Here is a 24,939-nt window from a genome sequence, read left to right on the forward strand (position 1 = left end):
GCCTTGGGCGCGAGGGCCGGGCGCGGGAGGATGTGGGGGAGCACCACAGCGACAGCGGAGGGAACCAGCGTGAGTGAGACCAAAGCGGCCAGGACCGGCTCGGGTGAGAGTGCCGAGAACGAGGTCGTCGACCTCTGTCGTGACCTGATCCGGATCGACACCAGCAACTACGGGGATCACTCGGGACCGGGCGAGCGGCTGGCCGCCGAGTACGTCGCGGAAAAGCTCGCGGAGGTCGGACTGGAGCCGCAGATCTTCGAGTCCCACAAGGGCCGTGCCTCCACGGTGGCGCGGATCGAGGGCGAGGACCCGTCCAAGCCGGCGCTGCTGATCCACGGCCACACGGACGTCGTCCCGGCCAACGCGCACGACTGGACGCACCACCCCTTCTCGGGAGAGATCGCGGACGGCTGCGTGTGGGGCCGGGGCGCGGTCGACATGAAGGACATGGACGCGATGACCCTGGCGGTCGTGCGCGACCGGATGCGCAGCGGCCGCAAGCCCCCGCGCGACATCGTGCTCGCCTTCCTCGCGGACGAGGAGGCGGGCGGTACGTACGGGGCCCGGTATCTCGTCGACAAGCACCCGGACCTGTTCGAGGGCGTCACCGAGGCCATCGGGGAGGTCGGCGGCTTCTCCTTCACGGTCAACGAGAACCTGCGGCTCTACCTCGTCGAGACCGCGCAGAAGGGCATGCACTGGATGCGTCTGACCGTGGACGGTACGGCCGGCCACGGTTCGATGACCAACGACGACAATGCGATCACCGAGCTGTGCGAGGCGGTCGGGCGGCTGGGGCGGCACAACTGGCCGGTCCGGGTCACCAAGACCGTGCGCTCCTTCCTGGACGAGCTGTCCGACGCGCTCGGCACCCCGCTCGACCCGGAGGACATGGACGCCACGCTCGCCAAGCTGGGCGGCATCGCCAAGATGGTCGGCGCGACCCTGCGCAACTCCGCGGCCCCCACGATGCTCGGCGCCGGCTACAAGGTGAACGTGATCCCGGGACAGGCGACCGCCCACGTCGACGGCCGTTTCCTGCCGGGGTACGAGCAGGAGTTCCTGGCCGACCTGGACCGGATCCTCGGCCCGCGCGTCAAGCGCGAGGACGTGCACGGCGACAAGGCGCTGGAGACCGACTTCGACGGCTCGCTCGTGGACGCGATGCAGATCGCGCTCAAGGCCGAGGACCCGATCGCGCGGGCGGTGCCGTACATGCTCTCCGGCGGTACGGACGCCAAGTCCTTCGGCGACCTGGGTATCCGGTGCTTCGGATTCGCTCCGCTGAAGCTCCCGCCGGAGCTCGACTTCGCCGGCATGTTCCACGGTGTGGACGAGCGCGTACCGGTCGAGGGCCTGAAGTTCGGCGCCCGGGTGCTCGACCGTTTCATCGACAACAGCTGAAAAGTCGATACGCGTCGCCATAATCGCCAGCTTGTACGCACCTAACCGGAACGAGTGAAAGGCGCGGATCACTCGTAGCCCGATTACTTCTTCCTCGTTACAGGTGATGCGGTCCGCGGCTGGGACCGCATTTGCCAACTAGGAGGAATAATGATCAAGAAGATCGTCGCCGCTGCGGCTGTCACCGGTGGTCTGGTTCTCGCGGGTGCCGGCATGGCCGTCGCCGACTCGGGCGCCCAGGGTGCCGCCATCGGCAGCCCCGGCGTGCTCTCGGGCAACGTCGTCCAGGTTCCCGTCCACGTTCCCGTGAACGTGTGCGGCAACACGATCTCCGTGATCGGGCTGCTGAACCCGGCCTTCGGCAACACCTGCGTCAACGCCTGACGTTGTGCGTCAACCCGTAAGGGTTTGAGCCCGCTCGGCCCCGGAGCGCACGCCATGTGCTCCGGGGCCGTCGGGTCCTTTGCCCCCGCACGGTCAAGTCCGGGGGTATTCCGGAAGGTAGAAGGCAGGAAACAACCTATGCGACAGGTCACGCGTAAAGGCCTGATCACCATGGCGGCTGCGGGCGGCGTTCTCGCGCTCAGTGGCGGTTACGCGCACGCCGACGCGGGAGCGGCCGGCGGCGCATCGAATTCCCCGGGGGTGCTTTCAGGGAATTCGGTACAGATCCCGGTCGAGGTTCCGGTCAACGTCTGCGGCAACTCCGTGAACGTCGTGGGGCTGCTCAACCCGGCGGCGGGCAACGCCTGCGCGAACACCTCGGACGGTGCGGCCGCAGGCCGTCACGGTTCGACCGCCGGGAGCTCGGGCAGCCACGCCTCCGACCACGGCCGGGCGTCCGGCGACCGCGGTCAGGGGGTGCGGGCGGGCACCGGGAAGCACCGGGCCGCCGGCAGCGACAACGGGGGAGGGGCCACCGCCGAGGGGACCGCGAAGGGCTCGCCCGGTCTGCTCTCGGGGAACCAGATCCAGGTACCCATCGACATCCCCGTGAACGCCTGCGGGAACAGCGTCACCATCGGTGGCCTGCTCAACCCCGCCCTCGGCAACACGTGCGAGAACGACAGCACACCCCCGGTCGTCCCGGAGACTCCCGTCACCCATGTGACACCGCCGACGCCCGGACCGCGCACCATCCCGAACGCGCCCGAACCGCAGACCCTGCCGGCGAGCACGCCGCAGCTCGCGCACACCGGAGCGGGCGGGCTCGACCTGCTCGTCCCGGCGGGCGCCGGTCTGCTGCTGGCCGGGGCGGGCACGGTGCTGTACCGCCGCGCCAGGGCCGCCGCCTGACGGCAGCGGTCGGCACGGCGAAGGGAAGGGGCCCCGCGGCGACGCGGGGCCCCTTCCGTCTCACCAGGTGGCCCGCAACTGGCGGATGATCCGCCGCCGCAGCCGCACCCGGCGACTGCCGTCCAGGCGCAGCGTCAGCCGGTCCAACTCCCAGTGCCCGTACTCGGCATGGTCGGTCAACAGGCGGGCCGTCTCCTTCCGGGACACCCCGCGCGGCACGTACACATCGACAAATTCGTATTCCGGCATCGCATCTATTGTGCGGGCAGAGCCCGTGTACGGATAGCGTCTGCCCTATGTCTGATGCTGCGCAGCCCACCGCTGCCGAGGTACGCGCCGCCGCCGATGCGGTCAAAGCCGCGATCGACCACCACCTCGCGGCGGTCGAGCGCCGGTCCGGGGACGACGACCCCGCTGTCTACGACGCGTTCAACGCACTGGCCGCTGCGGCCGAGGTCTACGACGAACTCCTCTACGACCGCCATGACGAGGTCACGCCCTTCGAGATTCCGGGGGTGGAGGACTCCCTGCCGCCGTACAGCGGCCCGGAGGAGCCGAACGCCGTCAGCGTGCTGATCCGCCGCGACTACGCGGTGGTGGAGCCGCAGCGGCTGCTCGCGCAGGCACAGCGTCTCGCCGACGTGGACCCCGAGGACCGCGGCAGCGGAAGCGCGGCCGTGGTCGGCAGCAGTGTCCACGCGGCGCTGGGGGTGCTCTTCGGGGAGTACGAGGCGGACGAGATCGCCTCCCGGCACACGGAGTTCGGTCTGGAGGAGGGCGACTCCACGCTCTGGGTCGCGGCCGCGGACGAGTTGCCGGAGCCGGGGGAGTGGCTCGGCGCCCCGTTCGACGACGCGGACCCGGAGCTGGTGGTCTGCCGCTTCGACGTCAGCGCGGTCTTCGACGAGGACGATCTGGACGAGGAGCTGGACGGCCTGACGAGGGACAGGACCTGATTCCTGCCCACAGGACCTGATCTCTCCCCGCAGACCGACCCCGGCGCAGCGGTGCAGCACGCCATCGCGGAGGGCGTCGTCCTGGTCTTCCAGGACGGCCCGGAGGACGAGGACGCCGACGGGGACGCGGACGAGGAGAGCGAGGCAACGGACGCGGGCGACGGGGGCGCCGAACCGGCGGCGGAGCGGGAGCCGGTCCAGGTCCTTCTCGGCCTTGCGCTTCTCGATCCGCTCGCGCAGTTCGCGCTGGGCGGCCAGCTCCGCCTCGGCCTCGGTGGGTGCCGGGGCGGCGGTCGCGTCCCCCTCGCTGCTGAGGTCCGCGGCGGCGTCCTCCTGGGGCGCGGACCCGTCGGGCTCCTCCCCGGGTCCGTCGGCCGTCGCCTCGTCGGCACCGTCGTGGCCGGCCTCCGCCTGCTCGGCGGGTGCGGGCGCGGTGGCGGGCTCGTCCGCGACGACGTCGTCGTCGGTGGCCGAGGGGCCGGGGGATTCCCCCCGGGGAAGCGCAGTCACAGCGTGCTCCAGTCCTGGTCGGGATAGCGGTGCACGGGCGCCGACACATCGTCGAGCGCCTGGCAGATCTCGTCAGGAAGACTAAGCGTCTCCACTGACAATGCCTCCGTGAGCTGCTGCGCGTTGCGCGCGCCGATGATCGGGGCCACCACTCCCGGCCGGTCCCGTACCCAGGCCAGGGCCACCTGGAGCGCCGTGGTGGCCAGCCCGTCGGCCGCCGTCGCCACCGCGTGCACGATGCGGCTCGCCGGGTCGTCGAGATACGGCTCGACGAAGGGGGCCAGCAGTTCGGAGGCGCCGCGGGAGTCCGCCGGGGTCCCCGTGCGGTACTTGCCGGTGAGCACGCCCCGGCCCAGCGGGGACGACGGCAGCAGCCCCACGCCCAGGTCGAGCGCGGCCGGCAGCACCTCGCGCTCCACGCCCCGCTGCAGCAGCGAGTACTCCATCTGCGTACTGGCCAGCCGGGTCCGCACCCCGGGCGAGGCGAGCTGCCAGGTCGCGGCCTTCGCCAGCTGCCAGCCACAGAAGTTGGACACGCCCGCATACCGGGCCCGCCCGCTGGAGACCGCGATGTCCAGCGCCTGGAGCGTCTCGTCCAGCGGGGTCATGGGGTCGAAGGCGTGGACCTGCCACAGATCCACGTAGTCCGTACCCAGCCGGGCCAGCGAGGCGTCCAGGGCGGCCAGCAGATGCCCGCGCGAGCCGTTGAACCTGCGGTACGGATCGGCCACGCTGCCGGCCTTCGTCGCGATGACCAGATCCTGCCGCGGCACCAGACCGGCGACCAGCTGCCCGAGCAGGTACTCCGCCTCCCCGCCGCCGTACACGTCCGCCGTGTCGACCAGGGTGCCGCCCACCTCCCAGAACGCCTTCAGCTGCTCGGCAGCGTCGTGCTCGTCGGTGTCCCGGCCCCAGGTGAGGGTGCCGAGCCCGATCCGGGACACTCGAAGGCCGGTGCGGCCGAGATGCCTCTGCTCCATGGGCGCTGAGGTTACTGGCCACAGCCGCGCACAGGGCAGGGCTGTGGACAACCGGGGCCCGGGTGGCCCCTGCCGTATCGCCTTCCCGCGCGCTAGAGTCCGGAGCACAGGGACGTTACTGATCAGTAAGGGGAGCGGCTATGCGGCTCGGCATCAATCTCGGTTACTGGGGCGCGGGAATGGACGGCGACAACCTCGCCGTCGCGCAGGAGGCCGACCGGCTCGGCTACGACGTCTGCTGGGCGGCCGAGGCGTACGGCTCCGACGCGCCGACCGTGCTGTCCTGGGTCGCCGCGCAGACGGAGTCCATCGACGTCGGCTCCGCGATCATGCAGATCCCGGCCCGCCAGCCCGCCATGACCGCCATGACCGCGGCCACGCTCGACTCGCTCTCCGGCGGCCGCTTCCGCCTCGGCCTCGGGGTGTCGGGGCCGCAGGTCTCGGAGGGCTGGTACGGCGTCAAGTTCGACAAGCCGCTCGCCCGCACCCGGGAGTACGTCGAGATCGTCCGCAAGGCGATGGCCCGTGAGCGGCTCTCGTACGAGGGGCAGCACTGGACGCTCCCGCTGCCCGGCGGCCCCGGCAAGCCGATCAAGCTGACCGTGCACCCCGAGCGCGAGCACATCCCGCTCTACATCGCGGCGATCGGGCCGAAGAACCTGGAACAGACCGGCGAGATCGCCGACGGCGCCCTGCTGATCTTCCCGTCCGCGGACCATCTGGAAGACACCGCGATGCGGTACCTGAGGGCCGGGCGCGAGAAGGCCGGCAAGACCATGGACGGCTTCGACGTCTGCCCGACACTGCCGCTGGCCGTGGGCGACGACGTCAAGGGCCTCGCCGACATGTTCCGGCCGTACACCGCGCTGTACGTCGGCGGTATGGGCAGCCCCAAGCAGAACTTCTACAACCAGCTCGCCCAGCGCATGGGGTACGAGAAGGAGGCCGCCGAGATCCAGGAGAAGTACCTGTCCGGTGACAAGGCCGGTGCCGCCGCCGCCGTGCCCCACCAGCTGATCGACCAGACCACGCTGCTGGGGTCGGTGGAGCGGATCGCCGACCGGATGCAGGCCTACGCGGCGGCCGGTGTCACGACCCTGACCCTGGCCCCGGCGGGCTTCACGCTCGACGAGCGGCTCGCCGCGCTGCGGGCCGGCACGGACGCGCTGGAGCGCTCCGGGCTCGCGTAGTCCCTCCCGGCGCCGGGCAGCACTACGGCCGTGGTGGGGGCTCGGGGTCCTCCCCGCCACGGCCGTCACCGGGAACAACGCGGGCGGGACGGTTGGGTTACGGGGTCATGCGGAAACGGTTCGCCAGCGGTGGGCCGCGACGGGGACGGTCCCCCGTCCGGCCCAGTGCGGGAGCGCTCCTGTTGCCCGTCGGAGCCAGGCGCACTTGACTGGCGCTCGGCAGACGCCGGCACGGAGGTGGCAGTGATGCTCTCGGCAAAGAACCTGTTCCAGGAGATGCTCGACGACGACGACGCGTTCCGGCTGTTCTGCTCGATCGCCGCCAGCGGGGAGTCCCAGGGCGGCTGGGAGAACGGCCGCATCGCCGCGCTCGTGCCCGCGAGCCAGCGCGCGCTCGCCCCGAAGATCGCCCGCCACGGCGCCGACGAGGACAAGCACGGGCGGATCTTCAACGCCCTGCTGAGGAAGCGCGGTCTGACCGCAGTCCCGGTCCCGCACGAGACCGACTACACGATGCTGCTGGAGAAGCACGGCATCGGACTCGCCCACGAGCAGCTGGGGCGCGAGGAACCGCTCACCGAGCGCGACATCATCACCTACCTCGCCCACAGCCGGGTCACCGAACAGCGCGCCTCCGAGCAGATGCGGCTGCTGCGCAAGCACTTCGCCGACCACCCCGACCTGGGCCGGGCGGTCCGGATGATCTCCAACGACGAGGACAACCACCTCGCGTACTGCCACGAGGAACTCCTGCGCTTCGCCGCGGCCGGGCACGGCCGGACGATCCAGCACATCCTGCGCGAGTGCGCCCTCGCCGAGATCCGCGTCTACCGCGACGTCAGCCTGGCCGTGATGGACCACATGGGCCGCGTCCTCGGCTGGTCCCGGGCGAAGGCCGCGGTGCTGGCGGCCGGGATCCACGCCGTCCACGCGTACGAACGGGTCCTCGGCTGGCGGCGCATGGTCAGCCTGACACCCCCCGAGCGGCGGGACGCGCTGGGCGGGCCGGCCGTACCGGCACCCGAGTTCGCCTGAGCGGGGCCGGCCCGGCCGGCCACGGTGTCAGAGCCAGCCGCGGCGCTTGAACTGGCGGTACAGGCCGAGGACCGCGCCCGCCATCAGCAGGACGACCACCGGGTACGCCCAGACCCACCCCAGCTCGGGCATGTGCTCGAAGTTCATGCCGTAGATCCCCGCGACCATGGTCGGCACGGCCGCCATCGCCGCCCAGGCCGAGATCTTGCGCATGTCGTCGTTCTGCCGCACGCCCATCTGCGCGAGATGCGCCGACAGGATGTCCGAGAGCAGCCGGTCCAGCCCCTCCACCTGCTCGTTGGCGCGCGTCAGATGGTCCTGGACGTCCCGGAAGAACGGCTGCGAGTGCTCGTGGACGAACGGCACGCCGGCGCTCGCCAGCCGGGCCATCGGCACCGCCAGCGGGACCGTCGCCCGGCGGAACTCCAGCACCTGGCGCTTGAAGGTGTAGATGCGGGCCGCGGTGTTCTTGGAATCGCCCGTTCCGCTCGGGGCGAAGACCTGCGTCTCCAGCTCCTCCAGGTCGACCTGGAGCTCACCCGCGACATCGATGTAGTGGTCCACGACCGCGTCGCTGATCGCGTACAGGACAGCCGTCGGCCCGTGCTTGAGCACATCGACCTCGGCCTCCAGCCGGCGCCGGACCGCTGCCAGGGGCGCCCCCTCGCCGTGCCGGACCGTCACCACGAACGAATCGCCTATGAACACCATCAGTTCGTCCGCGCTGACCGTGTCGCTCTCGTGCTCGTACACGATCGGTTTGATCACCGCGAACAGCGAGTCGTCGTACACCTCCAGCTTCGGCCGCTGGTGCGCGGACAGTGCGTCCTCGACCGCCAGGGGGTGCAGCCCGAACTCGCTGCTGACCAGGTCGAACTCCTTCTCCGTCGGCTCGTGCAGGCCGAGCCACAGGAAGGCGTCGCCGCCGGCCCGCGCCTCGGCGAGGGCGTCGGAGAAGTCGGCGGGCCCGTCGGTGCGGCGTCCGTCCCGGTAGATGGCACAGTCCACGATCACGCGCGCATTCTTCCCTGCTCCGGCCCCGCGCGCACCTTTGCGTACGCTGGCCGTATGCCGACCCTGATCCTCGTACGCCACGGACGCTCCACCGCCAACACGTCCGGAGTGCTCGCCGGCCGCACCCCCGGTGTCGCACTCGACGAGCGCGGCACCGAGCAGGCCGCCGCGCTCCCCGGACGGCTGGCCGCCCTGCCGCTCGCCGCCGTCGTCAGCAGCCCCCTGCAGCGCTGCCGGGAGACACTCCGGCCGCTGCTCGCCGCCCGGCCGGAGCTGACGCTCCACACCGAGGAGCGGATCAGCGAGTGCGACTACGGGGACTGGTCCGGGCGCAAGCTCGCCGAGCTCACCGACGAGCCGCTGATGAAGGTCGTCCAGCAGCACCCGTCCGCCGCGGCGTTCCCCGGCGGCGAGTCGATGCGGGCGATGCAGGCACGCGCCGTCGACGCGGTACGCGACTGGAACGCGAGGATCGAGGAGGAGCACGGCGAGAACGCCGTCTACGTCATGTGCTCCCACGGCGACATCATCAAGTCCCTCGTCGCCGACGCCCTCGGCATGCATCTGGACCTCTTCCAGCGCGTCCAGGCCGACCCGTGCTCCGTCACCGCGATCCGCTACACCAGGCTCCGCCCGTTCCTGCTGCGCCTCGGTGACACCGGCGAGCTGGCCTCCCTGGCACCCCGCGAACCGGCTCCCGACGCGAGCGCCGGGACGGGCGGCGACGAGGAGGACGCGGCGGTCGGGGGCGGCGCTGGGGCACCGTGATCGCTCCGCGCAGTAGGGTGGACGCGCCGTAGGCGCCTTTCCGGGGGAACTCTCCCGGCCCGGCCCGGCCGACCCCTCATATGCCGTCAATTTTCAAGGGAGACAGGACGTGTCCCGTCAGGTGTTCCTCTACGACCCCCCGGACCGTTTCGTGGCCGGCACGGTCGGGCTGCCTGGACGTCGTACGTTCTTCCTGCAGGCATCCTCAGGCGGACGTGTCACCAGCGTTGCCCTGGAGAAGACCCAAGTCGCCGCGCTCGCCGAGCGGGTCGACGAACTGCTCGACGAAGTGGTGCGGCGCACCGGCGGGAACTCGCCGGTGCCGGCCGTGGCCCCGATGGACGTCACCGACACCGCCCCGCTCGACGTCCCCGTCGAGGAGGAGTTCCGGGTCGGCACCATGGCGCTCGCCTGGGACGGCGAGGAACAGCGCATGATCGTCGAGGCGCAGGCCCTGGTCGAACTGGACGCGGACTCCGTCGAGGACCTCGCGGAGGCCGAGGAGCGGCTGCTCCAGGACGAGGAGAACGGCCCGCCGATGCTCCGGGTCCGGCTCAGCGGCGCCCAGGCCAGGGCCTTCGCCAAACGCGCCCTGGACGTCGTGAACGCCGGCCGCCCCCCGTGCCCGCTCTGCAGCCTGCCGCTCGATCCGGAAGGACACGTATGCCCGCGCCAGAACGGATACCGTCGCGGCGCCTGAGCGACGACGAGCTGATCACCCTGCTCGGCAAGGGACAGCTCACGGTCCTCGGACAGGTCCGCGGGGCCTCCAACGCGGTGCTCTACTGCTCGGTCGCGTACGAGGGCGAGCAGGCGCACTGCGTCTACAAGCCGGTCGCGGGCGAGCAGCCCCTGTGGGACTTCCCCGACGGCACCCTCGCCCAGCGCGAGGTGGCCGCCTACGAGGTGTCCGAGGTGACGGGGTGGGGCCTGGTGCCCCCGACCGTGCTGCGGGACGGGCCGTACGGCCAGGGCATGTGCCAGCTCTGGATCGAGGCGGCGCCCCAGGACGAGGACGCCCCCGGCCTCCTCGCGCTCGTCGAGGACGAGGAGCCGGGTGAGGGCTGGAAGCCCGTGGTCCTCGCCGAGGTGGGGGAGGGGAGGACGGCGCTGCTGGTCCACGCGGACGATCCCCGGCTGCGCCGGCTCGCGGTGCTCGACGCCGTGATCAACAACGGTGACCGCAAGGGCGGTCACCTGCTGCCCGGGCCCGACGGCCGGCTGTACGGCATCGATCACGGTGTGACCTTCAACGCGGACGACAAACTGCGCACGCTGCTGTGGGGCTGGGCGGGCGAGCCGCTGCCTGCGGAGGCCGTCGGGGTGCTGGACCGGCTGGCCGCGGAACTGGAGCCGGGGGCGGCGCTGCTCACCCGGCTGGGGGAACTGATCACCGCCGCGGAGATCGAGGCCCTGAGGGCCCGTGTGGAGGCGTTGCGGGGTACGGGTCTGCACCGCGAGCCGAGCGGCGAGTGGCCCGCCATCCCGTGGCCACCGGTGTGATCAGGCCGCGGTGACCGCCGCGGGCCCCGGGGAACCGCCGGGGCATGCACCTTCCGGGCCGGGGCGCAAGAGTGCCTCTTCGGTCAGGATGCCCCCTCCGGTTCGTATCCGGAAGCCGCGTCCGGTTACGCTCGTGGCATGCATGCCTGGCCCGCTTCTGAGGTCCCCGCCCTGCCTGGCAAGGGCCGCGACCTTCGGATCCACGACACCGCGACCGGCGGACGGATCACCCTTGACCCCGGTCCCGTCGCCCGCATCTATGTCTGCGGCATCACGCCGTACGACGCGACCCACATGGGTCATGCGGCGACCTACAACGCGTTCGACCTCGTTCAGCGCGTGTGGCTCGACACCAAGCGGCAGGTTCACTATGTCCAGAACGTGACCGACGTGGACGACCCGTTGCTGGAGCGGGCCGTGCGCGACGGGCAGGACTGGACCGAGCTCGCCGAGCGCGAGACGGCCCTGTTCCGTGAGGACATGACTGCCCTGCGCATGCTCCCGCCGCAGCACTACATCGGAGCCGTCGAGGCGATACCCGGCATCGTGCCGCTCGTCGAACGGCTCCGGGACGCGGGCGCCGCCTACGAACTCGACGGCGATGTGTACTTCTCCGTCGACACCGACCCGCACTTCGGCGAGGTCTCGGGCCTCGACGCCGAAGCGATGCGGCTGCTCTCCGCCGAACGCGGAGGCGACCCGGACCGCCCGGGCAAGAAGAACCCGCTCGACCCGATGCTCTGGATGGCCGCCCGCGAGGGCGAGCCGAGCTGGGACGGTGCCTCGCTCGGCGCCGGCCGGCCCGGCTGGCACATCGAGTGCGTGGCCATCGCCCTCGACCACCTCGGCATGGGCTTCGACATCCAGGGAGGCGGCTCCGACCTCGCCTTCCCGCACCATGAGATGGGCGCCTCGCACGCCCAGGTGCTGACCGGCGAGCACCCGTTCGCCCAGGCCTACGTGCACGCCGGCATGGTCGGCCTGGACGGCGAGAAGATGTCCAAGTCCCGGGGCAACCTGGTGTTCGTCTCGGTGCTGCGCCGCGACGGCGTGGACCCGGCGGCGATCCGCCTCGCGCTGCTCTCGCACCACTACCGCTCCGACTGGGAGTGGACCGATCAGGTGCTCGCCGACGCGGTGGAGCGGCTCGCCCGGTGGCGCGCCGCCGTCTCCCGGCCGGACGGGCTGTCCGCCGACGCCCTGGTGGAGGAGGTCCGCGCGGCCCTCGCCGACGACCTGGACGCCCCGGCGGCCCTGGCCGCCGTGGACCGCTGGGCCGAGCGGCAGACCGCCGAGGGCGGGACGGACGAGGGAGCGCCGGGACTCGTCTCGCGCACCGTCGACGCCCTGCTCGGTGTCGCGCTGTAACCGCCCGCTGTATTACGTCCCTTCACCGGCCCCGAACTTCTTGATGAAGTTCGGGGCCGGTTCCGTTTTGTCCATGGTCAAATGCTCGATGCTGCGCTAAAAGCGCTCTATGCAATCATCAACGCGCATCAGAGGGGCAGTAGTTGCAGCACTGCTGGGGCTGCTCGCCGCGGTCTCGGGACCGGGCAGCGCACAGGCGGCGGACCCGGCCGAACCCGCCGGCACGACGGTCGGCGATCTCACCGGCTTCACCGCCGACGGGCCGGTGTACCGGCTGACCGCGGGGGCCTCGAAGGCCCGCGTCAGCTTCGTGTCCGAGGAGATCTTCCGGATCGAACTCGCCCCGGACGGAACGTTCGAGGACCCCGCGGGCGATGCCATCGTCCTGCCGCAGGGCACACCGCCCCGCACCCGGTGGAAGGAGCGCGGCGACCGCTACGACCTCTCCACGGGCGATGTCACCCTGCGTGTCTACAAGTCGCCCCTGCGGTTCGCGCTGTACCGGGCCGACGGCAGCCAGGTCTGGTCCGAGGCGAAGGGGCTGAGCTGGGACGCCGAGAAGACCACCCAGACCCTGGCCCGCGGCGCCGACGAGCAGTTCTACGGTGCCGGCATGCAGAACGGCCGGGGCAACACCTCGCACCGGGACAAGACCGTCGAGGTCGGCGTCGACTACGACTGGGACGACGGCGGGCACCCCAACTCGGTGCCGTTCTACCTCTCGTCGGCCGGCTACGGCGTCTTCCGCAACACCTTCTCGCCGGGCACCTACGCCTTCACCGACCCGGTGACCACCACCGAGCAGGAACGGCGCTTCGACGCCTACTACTTCGCGGGTGACAGCGCCAAGGACGTCATCGGCCAGTACACGAAGCTGACCGGCAAGCCCTTCCTGCCTCCGGTGTACGGGCTGGAGATCGGCGACGCCGACTGCTACCTGCACAACGCCAACCGCGGTGAGCGCCACACCCTGGACGCCCTGAAGGTCGCCGACGGCTACGTCGAGAACGACATGCCGAACGGCTGGATGCTCGTCAACGACGGCTACGGCTGCGGTCACGAGGACCTGGCCGAGACCGCCAAGGGCCTCCAGGACCGCGACATGCAGCTCGGCCTGTGGACCCAGGACGGCATCGAGAAGATCGCCGAGCAGGTCAAGGCCGGCCAGCGCGTCGCCAAGCTCGACGTCGCCTGGATCGGCGAGGGCTACAAGTTCGCCCTCGACGGCTGCAAGGACGCCTACAAGGGCATCGAGGACAACAGCGACGCCCGCGGCTTCACGTACGCACCCGAGAGCTGGTCGGGCGCACAGCGCTGCGGTGTCCAGTGGTCCGGCGACCAGTACGGCACCTGGGACTACATCCGCTGGCAGATCCCGACCTACGCGGGCGCCACGATGTCGGGCCTCGCCTACACCACGGGCGACGTCGACGGCATCTTCGGCGGCAGCGCGAAGACGTACACCCGCGACCTCCAGTGGAAGATGTTCCTGGGCACCACGATGACCATGGACGGCTGGGCGGCCAGCGACAAGCAGCCCTTCCGCTACGGGGAGCCGTACACCTCCGTCAACCGCGACTACCTCAAGCTCAAGGAGTCGCTGCTGCCCTACCAGTACTCGTACGCCCACGAGGCCACGAAGACCGGTGTCGGCATGGTCCGCCCGCTGGTGCTGGAGTACCCGGACGACCCGAAGGCCGCGACGGACGCCGCCAAGTACGAGTTCATGTCCGGCGAGGACTTCCTCGTGGCCCCGGTGTACCAGGACAGCACCGAGCGCGACGGCATCTACCTGCCGAAGGGCACCTGGACCGACTACTGGAGCGGGCGGACGTACGAGGGGCCGGTCACGGTCGACGACTACAGCGCCCCGCTCGACACCCTGCCGCTCTTCGTCAGGGCCGGCGCCGCCGTGCCGATGTGGCCGGGCATCCGCTCGTACAAGGACCGCACCGCCACCTCCCCGCTCGCCTGGGACATCTACCCGCAGGGCCGTTCCTCCTTCACGCTGTACGAGGACGACGGCGTGACCCGCCGGCACCGCGACGGCGCGTACGCCACCCAGACGGCCGAGGTCTCGGCGCCGGTCAAGGGCGCGGGCGACGTCACCGTGAACATCGGTGAGAGCAAGGGGAAGTTCGAGGGCAAGCAGAGCAGCCGCCCGTACGAGTTCAGCGTGCACACGGGCTCCGCGCCGAGCGCCGTGAAGCTCGCCGGCAAGCTGCCCCGGCTGGACTCGGCCGCCGCCTACGCCTCGGCGAAGCAGGGCTGGTGGTACGACCGCGACGACCGAGGCGGCGTGGTGAAGATCAAGACCGTCCCGCTGTCCACGGGCAGGAAGTTCTCCGTGAAGCTGGAGAACACCAGTGCGGTCGGCGGGCGCGACGCCGCCGCGGCCGCCACCCTCTCCGCACCGCGGGGGCAGGAGACCGGCGCCGGTGCCGCGAGCACCGTGGCCGTCGACGTCACCGCCGGCTCGGCCGACGTCACGGACGCCGTGGTCTCGCTCGACGTCCCCGAGGGCTGGCAGACCACGCCGGCCGCGGCCGTGGACCGGATTCCGGCGGGCACCACCCGGCGCGTCGAGGTGAAGGTCACCCCGGCGAAGGGCGCCGAGGCGGGAGAGGCCCGGATCACCGCGCTCACGCGCTACCGGTCGGCGGGCGAGTCCCGCACGGCCGTCCAGCGCTTCGCCACCGCCGTGATGCCCGCGCCGCCCACCGGCGAGGTGTGGGCGAGCGACCTCGCGTGGCTGACCTCCGCCAACGGGTACGGACCGGCGGAGCGCGACCGCAGCAACGGCGAGTCGGGCGCGGCCGACGGACACCCGCTGACCCTGGCCGGGAAGGTGTACGAGAAGGGGATCGGCACCCACGCCGACTCGGACATCGAGGTCTATCTCGGCGGACGGTGCTCGCAGTTCACCGCCGACGCCGGGATCGACGACGAGATCAACGGCTACGGCGAAGTGGCGTTCTCCGTCGAGGCGGACGGCAAGGTGCTGTGGACCTCGCCGAAGGTGACCGGGGCGTCGGCGACGGTGCCGGTCGACGTGCCGCTCGACGGCGCGCGGCATGTGCGGCTGAAGGTCACGGACACCAACGGGTCCAAGACCGGCGACCACGGGGACTGGGGCGCGGCGCGCTTCGTCTGTTCCTGAATGCCGGCAGCGAAGCGGGGGAGCCGGGCGGGTACGCACCCGTCCGGCTCCACCCTGCCCGGATCAGTCCTCCGAGGAGTCGTCCGGCGAGTCGTCCGACGAGTCCTCCGCCGGTCCGCCGGCTGCGGAACCGCCGGCCGGCGGGGCGCCCTTTCCGGGTCCGGTCTCCGGCCTGGGCGGCTTCGGCGGCCTGGTCCGGCCGCTCGACGGATCCCGCAGATACGAGCCGTCACCGCCCTCCGTGGCGTGCCCGCCGGGGGCCTGGCCGGGGCCGGGGTCCCGGCGCCGCAGATAGCGCTCGAACTCCCGGGCGATGGCCTCACCGCTCGCCTCGGGCAGCTCCGCGGTGTCCCGGGCCTCCTCCAGCGTCTGCACGTACTCCGCCACCTCGCTGTCCTCGGAGGCCAGTTGATCGACCCCGAGCTGCCAGGCACGTGCGTCCTCGGGCAGTTCACCCAGCGGGATGCGCAGCCCGATGAGATCCTCCAGGCGGTTCAGCAGTGCCAGGGTGGCCTTCGGGTTGGGCGGCTGCGAGACGTAGTGCGGTACCGCCGCCCACAGACTCACCGCCGGCACACCCGCGTGCGTGCACGCCTCCTGGAGGATCCCGACGATGCCGGTCGGCCCCTCGTACTTGGTCTCCTCCAGGTCCATGGTCCGCGCCAGATCCGGGTCGGACGTGACTCCGCTGACCGGCACCGGCCGCGTGTGCGGGGTGTCGCCGAGCAGCGCACCGAGCACCACCACCATCTCGACGCCCAGTTCATGGGCGAATCCGAGGATCTCGTTGCAGAACGAGCGCCAGCGCATCGACGGCTCGATGCCCCGGACCAGGACGAGATCGCGGGGCTTGTCGCCGCCGATACGGACCACGGAGAGCCGGGTGGTCGGCCAGGTGATCTTGCGTACCCCGCCGTCCAGGAAGACGGTCGGGCGGTTGACCTGGAAGTCGTAGTAGTCCTCCGCGTCCAGCGCCGCGAACACCTCGCCCTTCCACTCCCGGTCCAGATGCGCGACCGCCGTGGAGGCGGCGTCACCTGCGTCGTTCCATCCCTCGAACGCGGCCACCATGACCGGGTCGATCAGCTCGGGAACCCCCTCGAGCTCGATCACCCAGGCCTCCTTCCGAAGTTCCCTTGCGTACGGAACAACCTTACGGCTTCCGGCCACTCCCGCCGCAGCCCTTGCGCACGCCGGGGCGAACCCGGCAGGCCGGGGACGCCTCATCGGCCGCAGCGAGGCATCGGTCCCGCTATACATCCGAGCTGTGTGGGGTCAATTTCCCCTCAACTCTGGACGTTGGAGCCTTCAGGGCGCTATACATCGGATGACCAGAGCAGAGGTCCGATGTTATTTCCCCTGGGGGCGCACATGAGTCAGACCGTCACGGATTTCGAGGTCCACGACATCCGTTTTCCGACCTCGGAACAACTGGACGGTTCGGACGCCATGAACCCCGATCCCGACTACTCGGCCGCCTACGTCGTGCTGCGTACCGAGGGGGCGGACGGTGAAGGCGGGGGCATCGAGGGGCATGGCTTCTGTTTCACCATCGGGCGCGGCAACGAGGTCATGGCGGCCGCCATCGAGGCGCTGCGGCCCTATCTGACCGGACGGCCGGTGCCCCGTACCGCGGCCGACCTCGGCGAGCTGTACCGGGACCTCACGCACGATTCCCAACTGCGCTGGCTGGGACCCGAGAAGGGCGTGATGCACATGGCCGCCGGCGCGGTCCTCAACGCCGCCTGGGACCTGGCGGCCAAGTACGCGGGCAGACCCGTCTGGCAGTTCCTGGCCGGGATGACACCCGAGGAGCTCGTCTCCCTCGTCGACTTCCGCTACCTCACCGACGCCCTCACCCCCGAGGAGGCGCTCGCGATCCTGCGCGCCGCCGAGCCGGGCCGGGCCGAGCGCGCGGAGCGGCTGCGCGCCGAGGGATACCCGGCTTACACCACCTCGCCCGGCTGGCTCGGCTACTCCGACGACAAGCTGGTGCGGCTGGCCAAGGAGGCCGTCGCCGACGGCTTCACCCAGATCAAGCTGAAGGTCGGCGGTGACGTCGCCGACGACGTGCGCAGGCTCGCCCTCGCCCGGGACGCCGTCGGCGCCGGTGTCCGGATCGCCGTCGACGCCAACCAGCGCTGGGACGTCGCCGACGCGGTGGAGTGGATGACCGCGCTCGCGCCGTACGACCCGCACTGGATCGAGGAGCCGACCAGCCCCGATGACATCCTCGGCCACGCCGCCGTGCGCGCCGGCCAGCCGGTCAAGGTCGCCACCGGTGAACACGTCGCCAACCGCGTCGTGTTCAAGCAACTGCTCCAGGCCGGCGCCGTCGACTTCGTCCAGATCGACGCGGCACGTGTCGCCGGTGTCAACGAGAACCTGGCGATCCTGCTGCTCGCCGCCAAGTTCGGCGTGCCCGTCTGCCCGCACGCCGGTGGCGTCGGACTCTGCGAGCTCGTCCAGCACCTGGCGATGTTCGACTACGTGGCGGTCTCCGGTACCTGGGAGGACCGGGTGATCGAGTACGTCGACCACCTCCACGAACACTTCGTCGAGCCCACCGTGATCGAGTCCGGGCGCTACACCGCTCCGGCGGCGCCGGGCTTCTCCGCCCGGATGCACCCCGAGTCGATCGCCGCACACCGCTACCCGGAGGGCCCCGTATGGCAGGCCCGCCGCACCAACGAGGAGGACGGCCGATGACCGCCACACGCGACTTCGAGGGCATGAACGCACTGGTGACGGGCGGCGCCTCCGGTATCGGGGCAGCCGTCGCGACCATGCTGCTGGAGCGCGGGGCCCGCGTCGCGGTACTCGACCGGGAGACCGCCGGGGCACCCGAGGGCGTCCTGGCCGTGAAGGCGGACGTCACCGACGACGCCGCGGTCCGCGAGGCCGTCGACCGGGCCGCCGCCGAACTGGGCTCCCTGCACACGCTCGTGTCCAACGCGGGCATCGGTTCCATCGGCAGCGTCGAGGACAACGACGACGACGAGTGGACCCGCGTCCTGGACATCAACGTCGTCGGCATGGTCCGTACGGCACGGCACGCGCTCCCGCACCTGCGCAGGGCCGCAGCCGAGCGCCCGGGCGCCGTATCGATCACCCAGACCTGCTCGATCGCCGCAACCGCCGGACTGCCCCAGCGCGCCCTGTACAGCGCGAGCAAGGGCGCCGTCCTGTCCCTGACGCTGGCCATGGCCGCCGACCACGTCCGCGAGGGCATCCGCGTCAACTGCGTCAACCCGGGCACCGCGGACACCCCGTGGATCGGCCGGCTGCTCGGCCAGGCGGACGACCCGGGCGCCGAACGCGCGGCGCTCAACGCCCGGCAGCCGCTGGGCCGGCTGGTCTCCGCCGACGAGGTGGCCGCCGCGATCCTCTACCTCGCCAGCCCCGCCGCGGCCTCCGTGACGGGCACGGCCCTGGCCGTCGACGGCGGAATGCAGGGCCTGCGCCTGCGCCCCGCCGACAGCTGACCCGGGAGGCGCGGTCCGGACGGGACGGCCGGGACCGCACTTCTCACAGCATCCGCACCACCTGTACCACGCACCCCCGCAACGCCATCAGATCCTTCGAGCCGGTACTCCACAAAGGAACGGGACACCAATGAGAGTGCGTACGACGAGTGCGGCGGCCTGCGCCGTGCTGCTGGCCGTCACTGCCCTTGCGGGCTGCAACCGCGAATCATCGGACAAGGGGGCGGGCAGCGAGAAGATCGGCATCGACCTGCCGCGCAGTGACAGCGACTTCTGGAACTCCTACCAGAACTACGTCGAGAAGGGGGTGAAGGACGGAGACGTCAAGGCACTGCCGCTGACCAACTCCCAGAACGACATCGGCAAGCTCGTCGCCAACGTCCAGACCTTCACCGACCAGGGCGCCAAGGCCGTGGTGATGGCCCCGCAGGACACCGGTGCGATAGCCGAGTCGCTCAACACGCTGAACGACAAGAAGATCCCCGTCATCAGCGTCGACACCCGCCCGGACAAGGGCGACATCTACATGGTGGTGCGCGCCGACAACAAGGCGTACGGGACGAACGCCTGCAAGTACCTCGGCGAGCAGCTGAAGGGCAAGGGCAAGGTCGTCGAGTTCCAGGGCGACCTGTCCTCGATCAACGGCCGCGACCGGTCCGAGGCCTTCAAGGCCTGCATGGACAAGGACTTCCCGGGCATCAAGGTGTTCGAGCTGGCCACCGACTGGAAGGGCGACGTCGCCTCCGCCAAGCTCCAGTCCACGCTGGCCGCACACCCCGACATCAACGGCATCTACATGCAGGCCGGCGGCGTCTTCCTGCAGCCGACCCTCGCGCTTCTGGAGCAGAAGAAGCTGCTGAAGCCGGCCGGTACCCCGGGCCACATCACGATCATCTCCAACGACGGCATCCCGGAGGAGTTCGACGCCATCAAGGCCGGGAAGATCGACGCGACGATCTCCCAGCCCGCCGACCTGTACGCGAAGTACGCGCTGTACTACGCCAAGGCGGCCCTGGCCGGGAAGACCTTCAAGGAAGGCCCCACCGACCACGACTCGAACATCATCAAGATCCCGAACGGCTTCGAGGACCAGCTCCCCGCGCCCCTGGTGACCAAGGACAACGTCGACGACCCGAAGCTGTGGGCCAACCAGCTGGAAAAGAAGAGCTAGTCATGGACCAGGGACCACCACCTGCCGTACAGGCGGAAGGCGTCGTCAAGCGCTTCGGGCCGACCGTGGCGCTCGACGGGGTGAAGCTCACGGTGCGGCCCGGGGAGTCGCACGCGCTCGTCGGACGCAACGGCGCGGGCAAGTCGACGCTGGTCAGCGTGCTGACCGGCCTCCACAAGGCGGACGCGGGCACGGTCACGTTCGGCGGGGAACCCGCGCCCGCCTTCGGGGACACCGCGGCCTGGCAGTCGAAGGTCGCCTGTGTCTACCAGAAGTCCATGGTCGTCCCCGAGCTGACCGTCGCGGAGAACCTCTTCCTCAACCGGTTCGACGAGAAGTCCCGCTGGATCAGCTGGGGGAGGCTGCGCAGACGTGCGGAGCGGCTCCTCGCCGACTACGGCGTCCAGGTCGACCCGAACACCCGGGCGCGCGATCTCGCGGTCGAGCAGCGGCAGTTCGTCGAGATCGCCCGCGCGCTGTCCTTCGGCGCCCGGCTGATCATCCTCGACGAACCGACCGCCCAGCTCGACGCCCGGGGCATCGGCCGGCTCTTCGACAAGCTCCGGGAACTGCAGGACCAGGGAGTGGCGTTCCTGTTCATCTCGCACCATCTGCAGGAGGTCTACGAGCTGTGCACGGCGGTCACCGTCTACCGCGACGCCCGCCATGTCATGACCGCCCCGGTGGCCGACGTCACGAAGGACGATCTGGTGTCGGCGATGACGGGAGAGGCGTCCGGCGGCGCCGTCGCCTGGCACGCCTCCGGCACGGCCACGCCGCCCAGCCCGTCGGCGGAGCCCGTCCTGCGGACCCAGGGGCTCACCCTGGACGGCTGGTTCGCACCGGTGGACCTCCAGGTCCGCCCCGGTGAGGTGCTCGGTCTGGCCGGTTCCGCGGCCAGCGGCAACACCGCGCTGGGCGAGGTACTGGCGGGCATGCGCAAGGCGGACGGCGGCACAGTGCGGGTGCACGGCAAGGACGTGCGGCCGGGAAGCGTGCCGCACGCGCTGGACGCCGGGATCGGCTACATCCCCGAGGACCGGCACGACCAGGGACTCGTCCTCGGGCGCAGCGTCGCCGAGAACGCCACCCTCACGGTCACCGACCAGCTCGGCCCGTGGGGGACCGTACTGCCCTCCCGTACCCGGGAGTTCGCCCGGGCCATGATCAGCTCGCTGGACATCAAGACCCAGGGACCCGAACAGGCCGTCTCCGGGCTCTCCGGCGGCAACCAGCAGAAGGTGGTGGTCGCCCGGGCGCTGGCCCGCAAGCCCAGCGTGCTGGTCGCGGTCCGGCCCACCGCGGGGGTGGACATCAAGTCCAAGGACGCGCTCCTCGGAGTCGTACGGCAGGTCGCCGACGAGGGCAACGCCGCAGTGATCATCTCCGACGAGCTGGACGACCTACGGGTCTGCGACCGCGTACTCGCCCTGTTCCACGGCCGGGTGGTCGAGACATTCGCAAGCGGGTGGGCCGACGGAGAACTCGTCGCCGCCATGGAAGGTGTGGGGGAAAGGGAATGACCGGCACGGTAAGGCCCCCGGCGGCCGAAGAGATCGAGAGCGCGCTGAAGGGTCCGCTCGCGGGCGACGGCCCGCTGGACCGGCTGAAGCTGATCCGGTGGAGCGACTTCTCGCTGGTACCGGTGATCCTGGTGGTGATGCTGGTCGGATTCATCGTCTCGCCGGTGTTCCTGACCTCCCAGAACCTGATCAACGTCGTCCAGCAGTCCTCCGAGCTCAGCCTGCTGGTGCTCGCCCAGGCCTTCATCCTGATCTGCGGGCGGATGGACCTGTCACTGGAGTCGACGATCGGCATCGCGCCCGTCATCGCGCTGTGGCTGGTGCTGCCCGGCGGTGGTGACCGGTTCGCCGGTCTGGGGGTGATGCCGGGCTGGACGGCGGTCCCGCTCTGCCTGCTGGCGGGAGTGGCGATCGGCGCCTTCAACGGCTTCCTGATGCTGAAACTGCGCGTCAACGGCTTCATCGCGACGCTCGGCATGCTGATGATGCTGCGGGGCCTCCACAACGGCATCACCGAGGGCAAGTCGATCATCGACGTCCCCGCCTCCTTCAGCTACCTGGGCAAGGCCTCCTGGCTCGGCGCACCGGCGGCCGTCTGGATCTGCCTGGCGCTGTTCGCCGTCGGCGGCGCCGTGCTGGCCTGGACGCGGCACGGGCGCTCGCTCTACGCGATCGGCGGCAACCCGGAGGCCGCGCGGGCCGCCGGTATCCGCGTCGACCGTGTCACCTGGATCGTCCTGGCGATCGGCGGGCTGCTCGCGGCCTTCGCCGGCATCCTCTACACCGGCCACTACGGATCGGTCGGGGCCACGCAGGGCAAGGACATGATCTTCGACGTCATGGCGGCCGCCGTGATCGGCGGAATCGGTCTGAAGGGAGGCCGCGGCACCATCTTCGGCGCGCTCACCGGCGTCCTCACCCTTCGGCTGGTCGTCAACGTGATGACCCTGGCCGGTGTCCCGGGCCAGTGGGAGAAGTTCCTCAACGGCGCCATCATCCTCGTCGCCCTGGTCGCCTCGCGCTACGCCAGCCGCGAGGAACAGGACTGACCGTCCGGCCTCGCCGGCGTTCGAGGCGCGGGGTCCGGGGCGGAGCCCCGGTGACGGGAAGGGGCGGGCCGGGGAAACCCCGCCCGCCCCTTCCCGCTGCCGCACGCGCGGCTACAGCGTCGACCGCAGCCACTGCTCCACGCTGGCGACATGCACCGTCGCCCACGCCCGCGCCGCCTCCGCGTCGCGGTCCCGCAGCGCCGAGAGGATCGCCCGGTGCTCGTGGAGCGTGCGGCTCACCGCGTCCTCCTGGGTCAGCCCGCGCCACACCCGCGCCCGGGTCGTCGGACCCGAAAGGCCGTCGAGCAGCGAGCAGAGCACCGAGTTGCCGGACGACTGCACGATGCCGCGGTGGAACTCCAGATCGCAGGCCACCAGCTCCTCGACCGAGGGGTGCTCGCCCAGCGCGTCCAGCTGGGCGCTCAGCGCGTCCAGCTGCTCCTCGCCGATGCGGCTCGCCGCCATCGCGGTCGCCGCCGGCTCCAGGATCCGGCGGACCGCCAGGAACTCCAGCACCGTGTCGTCGCGGTGGAAGTCCACCACGAAGCTCAGCGCCTCCAGCAGCAGCTGGGGGTCCAGGCTCGTGACGTACGTGCCGTCGCCCTGCCGTACGTCGAGAATGCGGATGAGCGACAGGGCGCGCACCGCCTCCCGCAGCGAGTTGCGGGACAGACCGAGCTCCGCGGCGAGTTCGCTCTCCTTGGGGAGGCGATCGCCGGGCCGTAGCGCACCCGAGACGATCATTCCCTTGATCTTCTCGATGGCCTCGTCAGTGACAGCCATGGGCGACCTCCAGACATCCGATGTATCGCACCATTATGCGTGCCCACGGACAGCCGGTACGCCCATCGGAGGAATCGGCGCACGCGAAGGGGGCGGCGCCCCGCCGGCCGCCGCCCCCGTTCACCCGTGTCAGCTCCTCCGCTCGCCCAGCACCGACTCGACGCCGGCCCGGACCTCGTCCGTCGCCAGACCCCGGATCGTCAGTGTCGTCCGGCGCCGCAGCACGTCGTCCGCGGTCTCGGCCCACTCGTGGTCCCGCGCGTAGGCGACCTGCGCCCAGATCTCCGGTGCGTCGGGGTGGACGCGCTTCGCGAGGTCCGGGTTCTCGTTGGCCAGCCGGGCGATGTCGAAGGACAGCGAACCGTAGTGCGTGGCCAGGTGCCGTGCCGTGTCGGCGGACATCCGCGGGCCCGGCGTACCGCCGTCGACCAGCAGCCGGTGCGCCACCGCGTTCGGGTTGGCGATGCCGGGCAGCGGGAGCTTCCTCGGCAGCCGCGAGACCGGCTCCATGTCCTCGCCGAGCGGATGCCCGGGGAGCGCGGCCAGCTTGGTCATCACGGTGCGGCCGATGTGGCGGAACGTCGTCCACTTGCCGCCCGCCACCGACAGCATCCCGCCGCGGCCCTCGGTCACGACCGTCTCGCGCTTGGCCTTGGACGTGTCACCGGGACCGCCCGGCAGCACCCGCAGCCCCGCGAAGGAGTACGTGATGAGATCGCGCGACAGCTGCTGGTCCCGGACGGAGAACGCCGCCTCGTCCAGGATCTGCGCGGTGTCCTTCTCGGTCACCGAGACGTCCGCCGGGTCGCCCTCGTACTCCTCGTCCGTCGTACCGAGCAGCAGCATGTCCTCCCACGGCAGGGCGAACGTGATGCGGTACTTGTCGATCGGCGTGGCCAGGGCGGCCTTCCAGGGGCGGGTGCGCTTGAGCACCAGGTGCGCGCCCTTGGACAGACGTATCGACGGGGCCGCGTCGGGGTCCTCCAGCTTCCGCAGGTGGTCGACCCACGGTCCGGTGGCGTTCAGCACCAGCCGGGCGTTGACGCCGAACTCCGTGCCGTCCGTACGGTCCTCCAGGTCCGCGCCCGTCACCCGGCCCCTGGTGAACCGCAGCCCGGTCACCGCCGCGTGGTTGAGGACGGTCGCCCCCGCCTCGACGGCCGCGCGGACCGTCATCAGCGCCATCCGCGCGTCGTTCATCTGGTCGTCGCCGTACACCGCGACGGCCTTCAGGTTGTCCGTACGCAGCTCCGGCACATCGCGCTGCGCCTTCGCCGGGCTGATCACATGGCCGACTCCGTCCCCGAAGGCGGACAGGGCCGAGTACGCGAACACGCCCGCGCCGAGCTTCGCCGCGCCGTGCGGCCCGCCCTTGTAGACGGGGAGATAGAAGGTGAGCGGGTTGGCCAGGTGCGGGGCCACCTGACGGGATACCGCACGGCGCTCGAAGTGGTTCTCCGCGACCAGCTTCACCGCGCCGGTCTGCAGGTAGCGCAGACCGCCGTGGAGCAGCTTGGAGGAGGCGGAGGAGGTGGCGCCGGCGAAGTCGCCGGCGTCCACCAGGGCCACCCGCAGTCCGGACTGTGCGGCGTGCCAGGCGGTGGAGATGCCCAGAATGCCGCCACCGATGACCAGGAGGTCGTACGTCGCCTTGGAGAGCTGCTCCCGTGTCTCGGCGCGGCTCGGAAGGGAGCCGGAGGCCGGGTGCGTCCCGAGGGCGGGGACGCTCTGCAGGGTGGTCATG

The 24,939-nt window shown here is 71.0% G+C and carries 23 protein-coding genes; 17 read left to right on the forward strand and 6 right to left on the reverse strand.

The features are described 5' to 3' along the window. Positions 1-69: 69 nt before the first annotated feature. The 3 genes from EAO72_RS05870 (at position 70) to EAO72_RS43750 (ending at position 2,700) form a co-directional block, all read left to right on the forward strand. Positions 70-1,404, forward strand: coding sequence for a M20/M25/M40 family metallo-hydrolase (locus EAO72_RS05870; protein ID WP_148016117.1), 1,335 nt, complete (start codon positions 70-72; stop codon positions 1,402-1,404). Between the two features lie 150 nt (positions 1,405-1,554). Continuing rightward, complete coding sequence (gene chpH / locus EAO72_RS05875; RefSeq protein ID WP_123528131.1) at positions 1,555-1,788, forward strand: chaplin ChpH; 234 nt, start codon at positions 1,555-1,557, stop codon at positions 1,786-1,788. Positions 1,789-1,926: 138 nt separating this feature from the next. After that, complete coding sequence (locus EAO72_RS43750) at positions 1,927-2,700, forward strand: chaplin (protein WP_148016118.1); 774 nt, start codon at positions 1,927-1,929, stop codon at positions 2,698-2,700. A gap of 60 nt (positions 2,701-2,760) precedes the next feature. On the opposite strand, the gene EAO72_RS05885 is transcribed toward EAO72_RS43750, so the two are convergent. Then, positions 2,761-2,949 (reverse strand): DUF5703 family protein, encoded by a 189-nt coding sequence (locus EAO72_RS05885; RefSeq protein WP_136328229.1) that lies wholly within the window; start codon positions 2,947-2,949, stop codon positions 2,761-2,763. 47 nt (positions 2,950-2,996) lie between these two features. Here EAO72_RS05885 and EAO72_RS05890 point away from each other — a divergent pair, with 47 nt between their 5' ends. Beyond that, entirely contained in the window at positions 2,997-3,656 is a 660-nt protein-coding gene (locus EAO72_RS05890) for a hypothetical protein (RefSeq protein WP_148016119.1), read from the forward strand. A gap of 51 nt (positions 3,657-3,707) precedes the next feature. Further along, a complete protein-coding gene (locus tag EAO72_RS42830; protein ID WP_261991336.1) occupies positions 3,708-4,193 on the forward strand; it encodes a hypothetical protein in 486 nt (161 codons plus the stop codon). On the opposite strand, the gene EAO72_RS05900 is transcribed toward EAO72_RS42830, so the two are convergent. Beyond that, positions 4,163-5,146, reverse strand: a complete 984-nt coding sequence (locus EAO72_RS05900) for an aldo/keto reductase (RefSeq protein ID WP_148016120.1) — start codon at positions 5,144-5,146, stop codon at positions 4,163-4,165. The genes EAO72_RS42830 and EAO72_RS05900 overlap by 31 nt on opposite strands. Positions 5,147-5,286: 140 nt before the next feature. Here EAO72_RS05900 and EAO72_RS05905 point away from each other — a divergent pair, with 140 nt between their 5' ends. Beyond that, positions 5,287-6,336 (forward strand): LLM class F420-dependent oxidoreductase, encoded by a 1,050-nt coding sequence (locus tag EAO72_RS05905; RefSeq protein WP_148016121.1) that lies wholly within the window; start codon positions 5,287-5,289, stop codon positions 6,334-6,336. A gap of 246 nt (positions 6,337-6,582) precedes the next feature. Further along, positions 6,583-7,371: a ferritin family protein gene (locus EAO72_RS05910; protein ID WP_148016122.1), complete on the forward strand. Its 789-nt coding sequence runs from the start codon at positions 6,583-6,585 to the stop codon at positions 7,369-7,371. 27 nt (positions 7,372-7,398) lie between these two features. Here EAO72_RS05910 and corA read toward each other — a convergent pair whose 3' ends face one another. Next, entirely contained in the window at positions 7,399-8,385 is a 987-nt protein-coding gene (gene corA / locus EAO72_RS05915) for a magnesium/cobalt transporter CorA (protein WP_148016123.1), read from the reverse strand. Between the two features lie 54 nt (positions 8,386-8,439). Between corA and EAO72_RS05920 the strand changes: the two genes are divergently transcribed. The 5 genes from EAO72_RS05920 to EAO72_RS05940 all read left to right on the forward strand — a co-directional run bounded on the left by EAO72_RS05920 (position 8,440) and on the right by EAO72_RS05940 (position 15,184). After that, positions 8,440-9,153 carry a histidine phosphatase family protein gene (locus tag EAO72_RS05920; RefSeq protein ID WP_148016124.1) on the forward strand — a complete coding sequence of 238 codons (714 nt, stop codon included), beginning with the start codon at positions 8,440-8,442 and terminating at the stop codon, positions 9,151-9,153. A 109-nt stretch (positions 9,154-9,262) separates the two neighbouring features. Further along, positions 9,263-9,853, forward strand: coding sequence for a DUF3090 domain-containing protein (locus EAO72_RS05925; RefSeq protein WP_020207450.1), 591 nt, complete (start codon positions 9,263-9,265; stop codon positions 9,851-9,853). Further along, positions 9,817-10,656, forward strand: a complete 840-nt coding sequence (locus EAO72_RS05930; protein WP_148016125.1) for an SCO1664 family protein — start codon at positions 9,817-9,819, stop codon at positions 10,654-10,656. Before EAO72_RS05925 ends, EAO72_RS05930 begins: the two co-directional genes overlap by 37 nt. A gap of 138 nt (positions 10,657-10,794) precedes the next feature. After that, on the forward strand, positions 10,795-12,024 hold the full coding sequence (gene mshC, locus EAO72_RS05935; protein WP_148016126.1) for a cysteine--1-D-myo-inosityl 2-amino-2-deoxy-alpha-D-glucopyranoside ligase: 1,230 nt from the start codon (positions 10,795-10,797) through the stop codon (positions 12,022-12,024). A 109-nt stretch (positions 12,025-12,133) separates the two neighbouring features. Then, positions 12,134-15,184: an NPCBM/NEW2 domain-containing protein gene (locus tag EAO72_RS05940; RefSeq protein WP_148016127.1), complete on the forward strand. Its 3,051-nt coding sequence runs from the start codon at positions 12,134-12,136 to the stop codon at positions 15,182-15,184. Positions 15,185-15,247: 63 nt separating this feature from the next. Here EAO72_RS05940 and EAO72_RS05945 read toward each other — a convergent pair whose 3' ends face one another. Beyond that, positions 15,248-16,297 (reverse strand): PAC2 family protein, encoded by a 1,050-nt coding sequence (locus tag EAO72_RS05945; protein WP_148016128.1) that lies wholly within the window; start codon positions 16,295-16,297, stop codon positions 15,248-15,250. A gap of 258 nt (positions 16,298-16,555) precedes the next feature. Between EAO72_RS05945 and EAO72_RS05950 the strand changes: the two genes are divergently transcribed. The 5 genes from EAO72_RS05950 to EAO72_RS05970 all read left to right on the forward strand — a co-directional run bounded on the left by EAO72_RS05950 (position 16,556) and on the right by EAO72_RS05970 (position 22,412). After that, complete coding sequence (locus EAO72_RS05950) at positions 16,556-17,893, forward strand: enolase C-terminal domain-like protein (RefSeq protein WP_148016129.1); 1,338 nt, start codon at positions 16,556-16,558, stop codon at positions 17,891-17,893. Continuing rightward, positions 17,890-18,669: an SDR family NAD(P)-dependent oxidoreductase gene (locus EAO72_RS05955; RefSeq protein WP_148016130.1), complete on the forward strand. Its 780-nt coding sequence runs from the start codon at positions 17,890-17,892 to the stop codon at positions 18,667-18,669. The genes EAO72_RS05950 and EAO72_RS05955 overlap by 4 nt, the downstream gene beginning before the upstream one ends. A 130-nt stretch (positions 18,670-18,799) precedes the next feature. After that, entirely contained in the window at positions 18,800-19,840 is a 1,041-nt protein-coding gene (locus EAO72_RS05960) for a sugar ABC transporter substrate-binding protein (RefSeq protein ID WP_148016131.1), read from the forward strand. A gap of 2 nt (positions 19,841-19,842) precedes the next feature. Further along, a complete protein-coding gene (locus EAO72_RS05965; RefSeq protein WP_148016132.1) occupies positions 19,843-21,363 on the forward strand; it encodes a sugar ABC transporter ATP-binding protein in 1,521 nt (506 codons plus the stop codon). Then, complete coding sequence (locus EAO72_RS05970; protein ID WP_148016133.1) at positions 21,360-22,412, forward strand: ABC transporter permease; 1,053 nt, start codon at positions 21,360-21,362, stop codon at positions 22,410-22,412. Before EAO72_RS05965 ends, EAO72_RS05970 begins: the two co-directional genes overlap by 4 nt. 111 nt (positions 22,413-22,523) lie before the next feature. On the opposite strand, the gene EAO72_RS05975 is transcribed toward EAO72_RS05970, so the two are convergent. Together EAO72_RS05975 and EAO72_RS05980 are read right to left on the reverse strand one after the other, a co-directional pair. Beyond that, positions 22,524-23,195, reverse strand: coding sequence for a FadR/GntR family transcriptional regulator (locus tag EAO72_RS05975; protein WP_148016134.1), 672 nt, complete (start codon positions 23,193-23,195; stop codon positions 22,524-22,526). A gap of 129 nt (positions 23,196-23,324) precedes the next feature. Then, complete coding sequence (locus tag EAO72_RS05980; protein WP_148016135.1) at positions 23,325-24,938, reverse strand: glycerol-3-phosphate dehydrogenase/oxidase; 1,614 nt, start codon at positions 24,936-24,938, stop codon at positions 23,325-23,327. Between the last annotated feature and the right edge of the window lies 1 nt (position 24,939).

It is taken from the genome of Streptomyces sp. OR43, from assembly GCF_008042275.1.
Taxonomy (GTDB): domain Bacteria; phylum Actinomycetota; class Actinomycetes; order Streptomycetales; family Streptomycetaceae; genus Streptomyces.

Bases quoted from the DNA above. Each gene is read 5' to 3' on its own strand.
- mshC (WP_148016126.1), top strand. From the start codon at position 10,795: ATGCATGCCTGGCCCGCTTCTGAGGTCCCCGCCCTGCCTGGCAAGGGC.
- EAO72_RS05905 (WP_148016121.1), top strand. From the start codon at position 5,287: ATGCGGCTCGGCATCAATCTCGGTTACTGGGGCGCGGGAATGGACGGC.
- EAO72_RS05970 (WP_148016133.1), top strand. From the start codon at position 21,360: ATGACCGGCACGGTAAGGCCCCCGGCGGCCGAAGAGATCGAGAGCGCG.
- EAO72_RS05910 (WP_148016122.1), top strand. From the start codon at position 6,583: ATGCTCTCGGCAAAGAACCTGTTCCAGGAGATGCTCGACGACGACGAC.
- EAO72_RS05955 (WP_148016130.1), top strand. From the start codon at position 17,890: ATGACCGCCACACGCGACTTCGAGGGCATGAACGCACTGGTGACGGGC.
- EAO72_RS05980 (WP_148016135.1), bottom strand. From the start codon at position 24,938: ATGACCACCCTGCAGAGCGTCCCCGCCCTCGGGACGCACCCGGCCTCC.
- EAO72_RS05885 (WP_136328229.1), bottom strand. From the start codon at position 2,949: ATGCCGGAATACGAATTTGTCGATGTGTACGTGCCGCGCGGGGTGTCC.
- EAO72_RS05965 (WP_148016132.1), top strand. From the start codon at position 19,843: ATGGACCAGGGACCACCACCTGCCGTACAGGCGGAAGGCGTCGTCAAG.
- chpH (WP_123528131.1), top strand. From the start codon at position 1,555: ATGATCAAGAAGATCGTCGCCGCTGCGGCTGTCACCGGTGGTCTGGTT.
- EAO72_RS05920 (WP_148016124.1), top strand. From the start codon at position 8,440: ATGCCGACCCTGATCCTCGTACGCCACGGACGCTCCACCGCCAACACG.
- EAO72_RS05975 (WP_148016134.1), bottom strand. From the start codon at position 23,195: ATGGCTGTCACTGACGAGGCCATCGAGAAGATCAAGGGAATGATCGTC.
- EAO72_RS05960 (WP_148016131.1), top strand. From the start codon at position 18,800: ATGAGAGTGCGTACGACGAGTGCGGCGGCCTGCGCCGTGCTGCTGGCC.
- EAO72_RS05900 (WP_148016120.1), bottom strand. From the start codon at position 5,146: ATGGAGCAGAGGCATCTCGGCCGCACCGGCCTTCGAGTGTCCCGGATC.
- EAO72_RS05950 (WP_148016129.1), top strand. From the start codon at position 16,556: ATGAGTCAGACCGTCACGGATTTCGAGGTCCACGACATCCGTTTTCCG.
- EAO72_RS43750 (WP_148016118.1), top strand. From the start codon at position 1,927: ATGCGACAGGTCACGCGTAAAGGCCTGATCACCATGGCGGCTGCGGGC.
- EAO72_RS05940 (WP_148016127.1), top strand. From the start codon at position 12,134: ATGCAATCATCAACGCGCATCAGAGGGGCAGTAGTTGCAGCACTGCTG.
- EAO72_RS05930 (WP_148016125.1), top strand. From the start codon at position 9,817: ATGCCCGCGCCAGAACGGATACCGTCGCGGCGCCTGAGCGACGACGAG.
- EAO72_RS05890 (WP_148016119.1), top strand. From the start codon at position 2,997: ATGTCTGATGCTGCGCAGCCCACCGCTGCCGAGGTACGCGCCGCCGCC.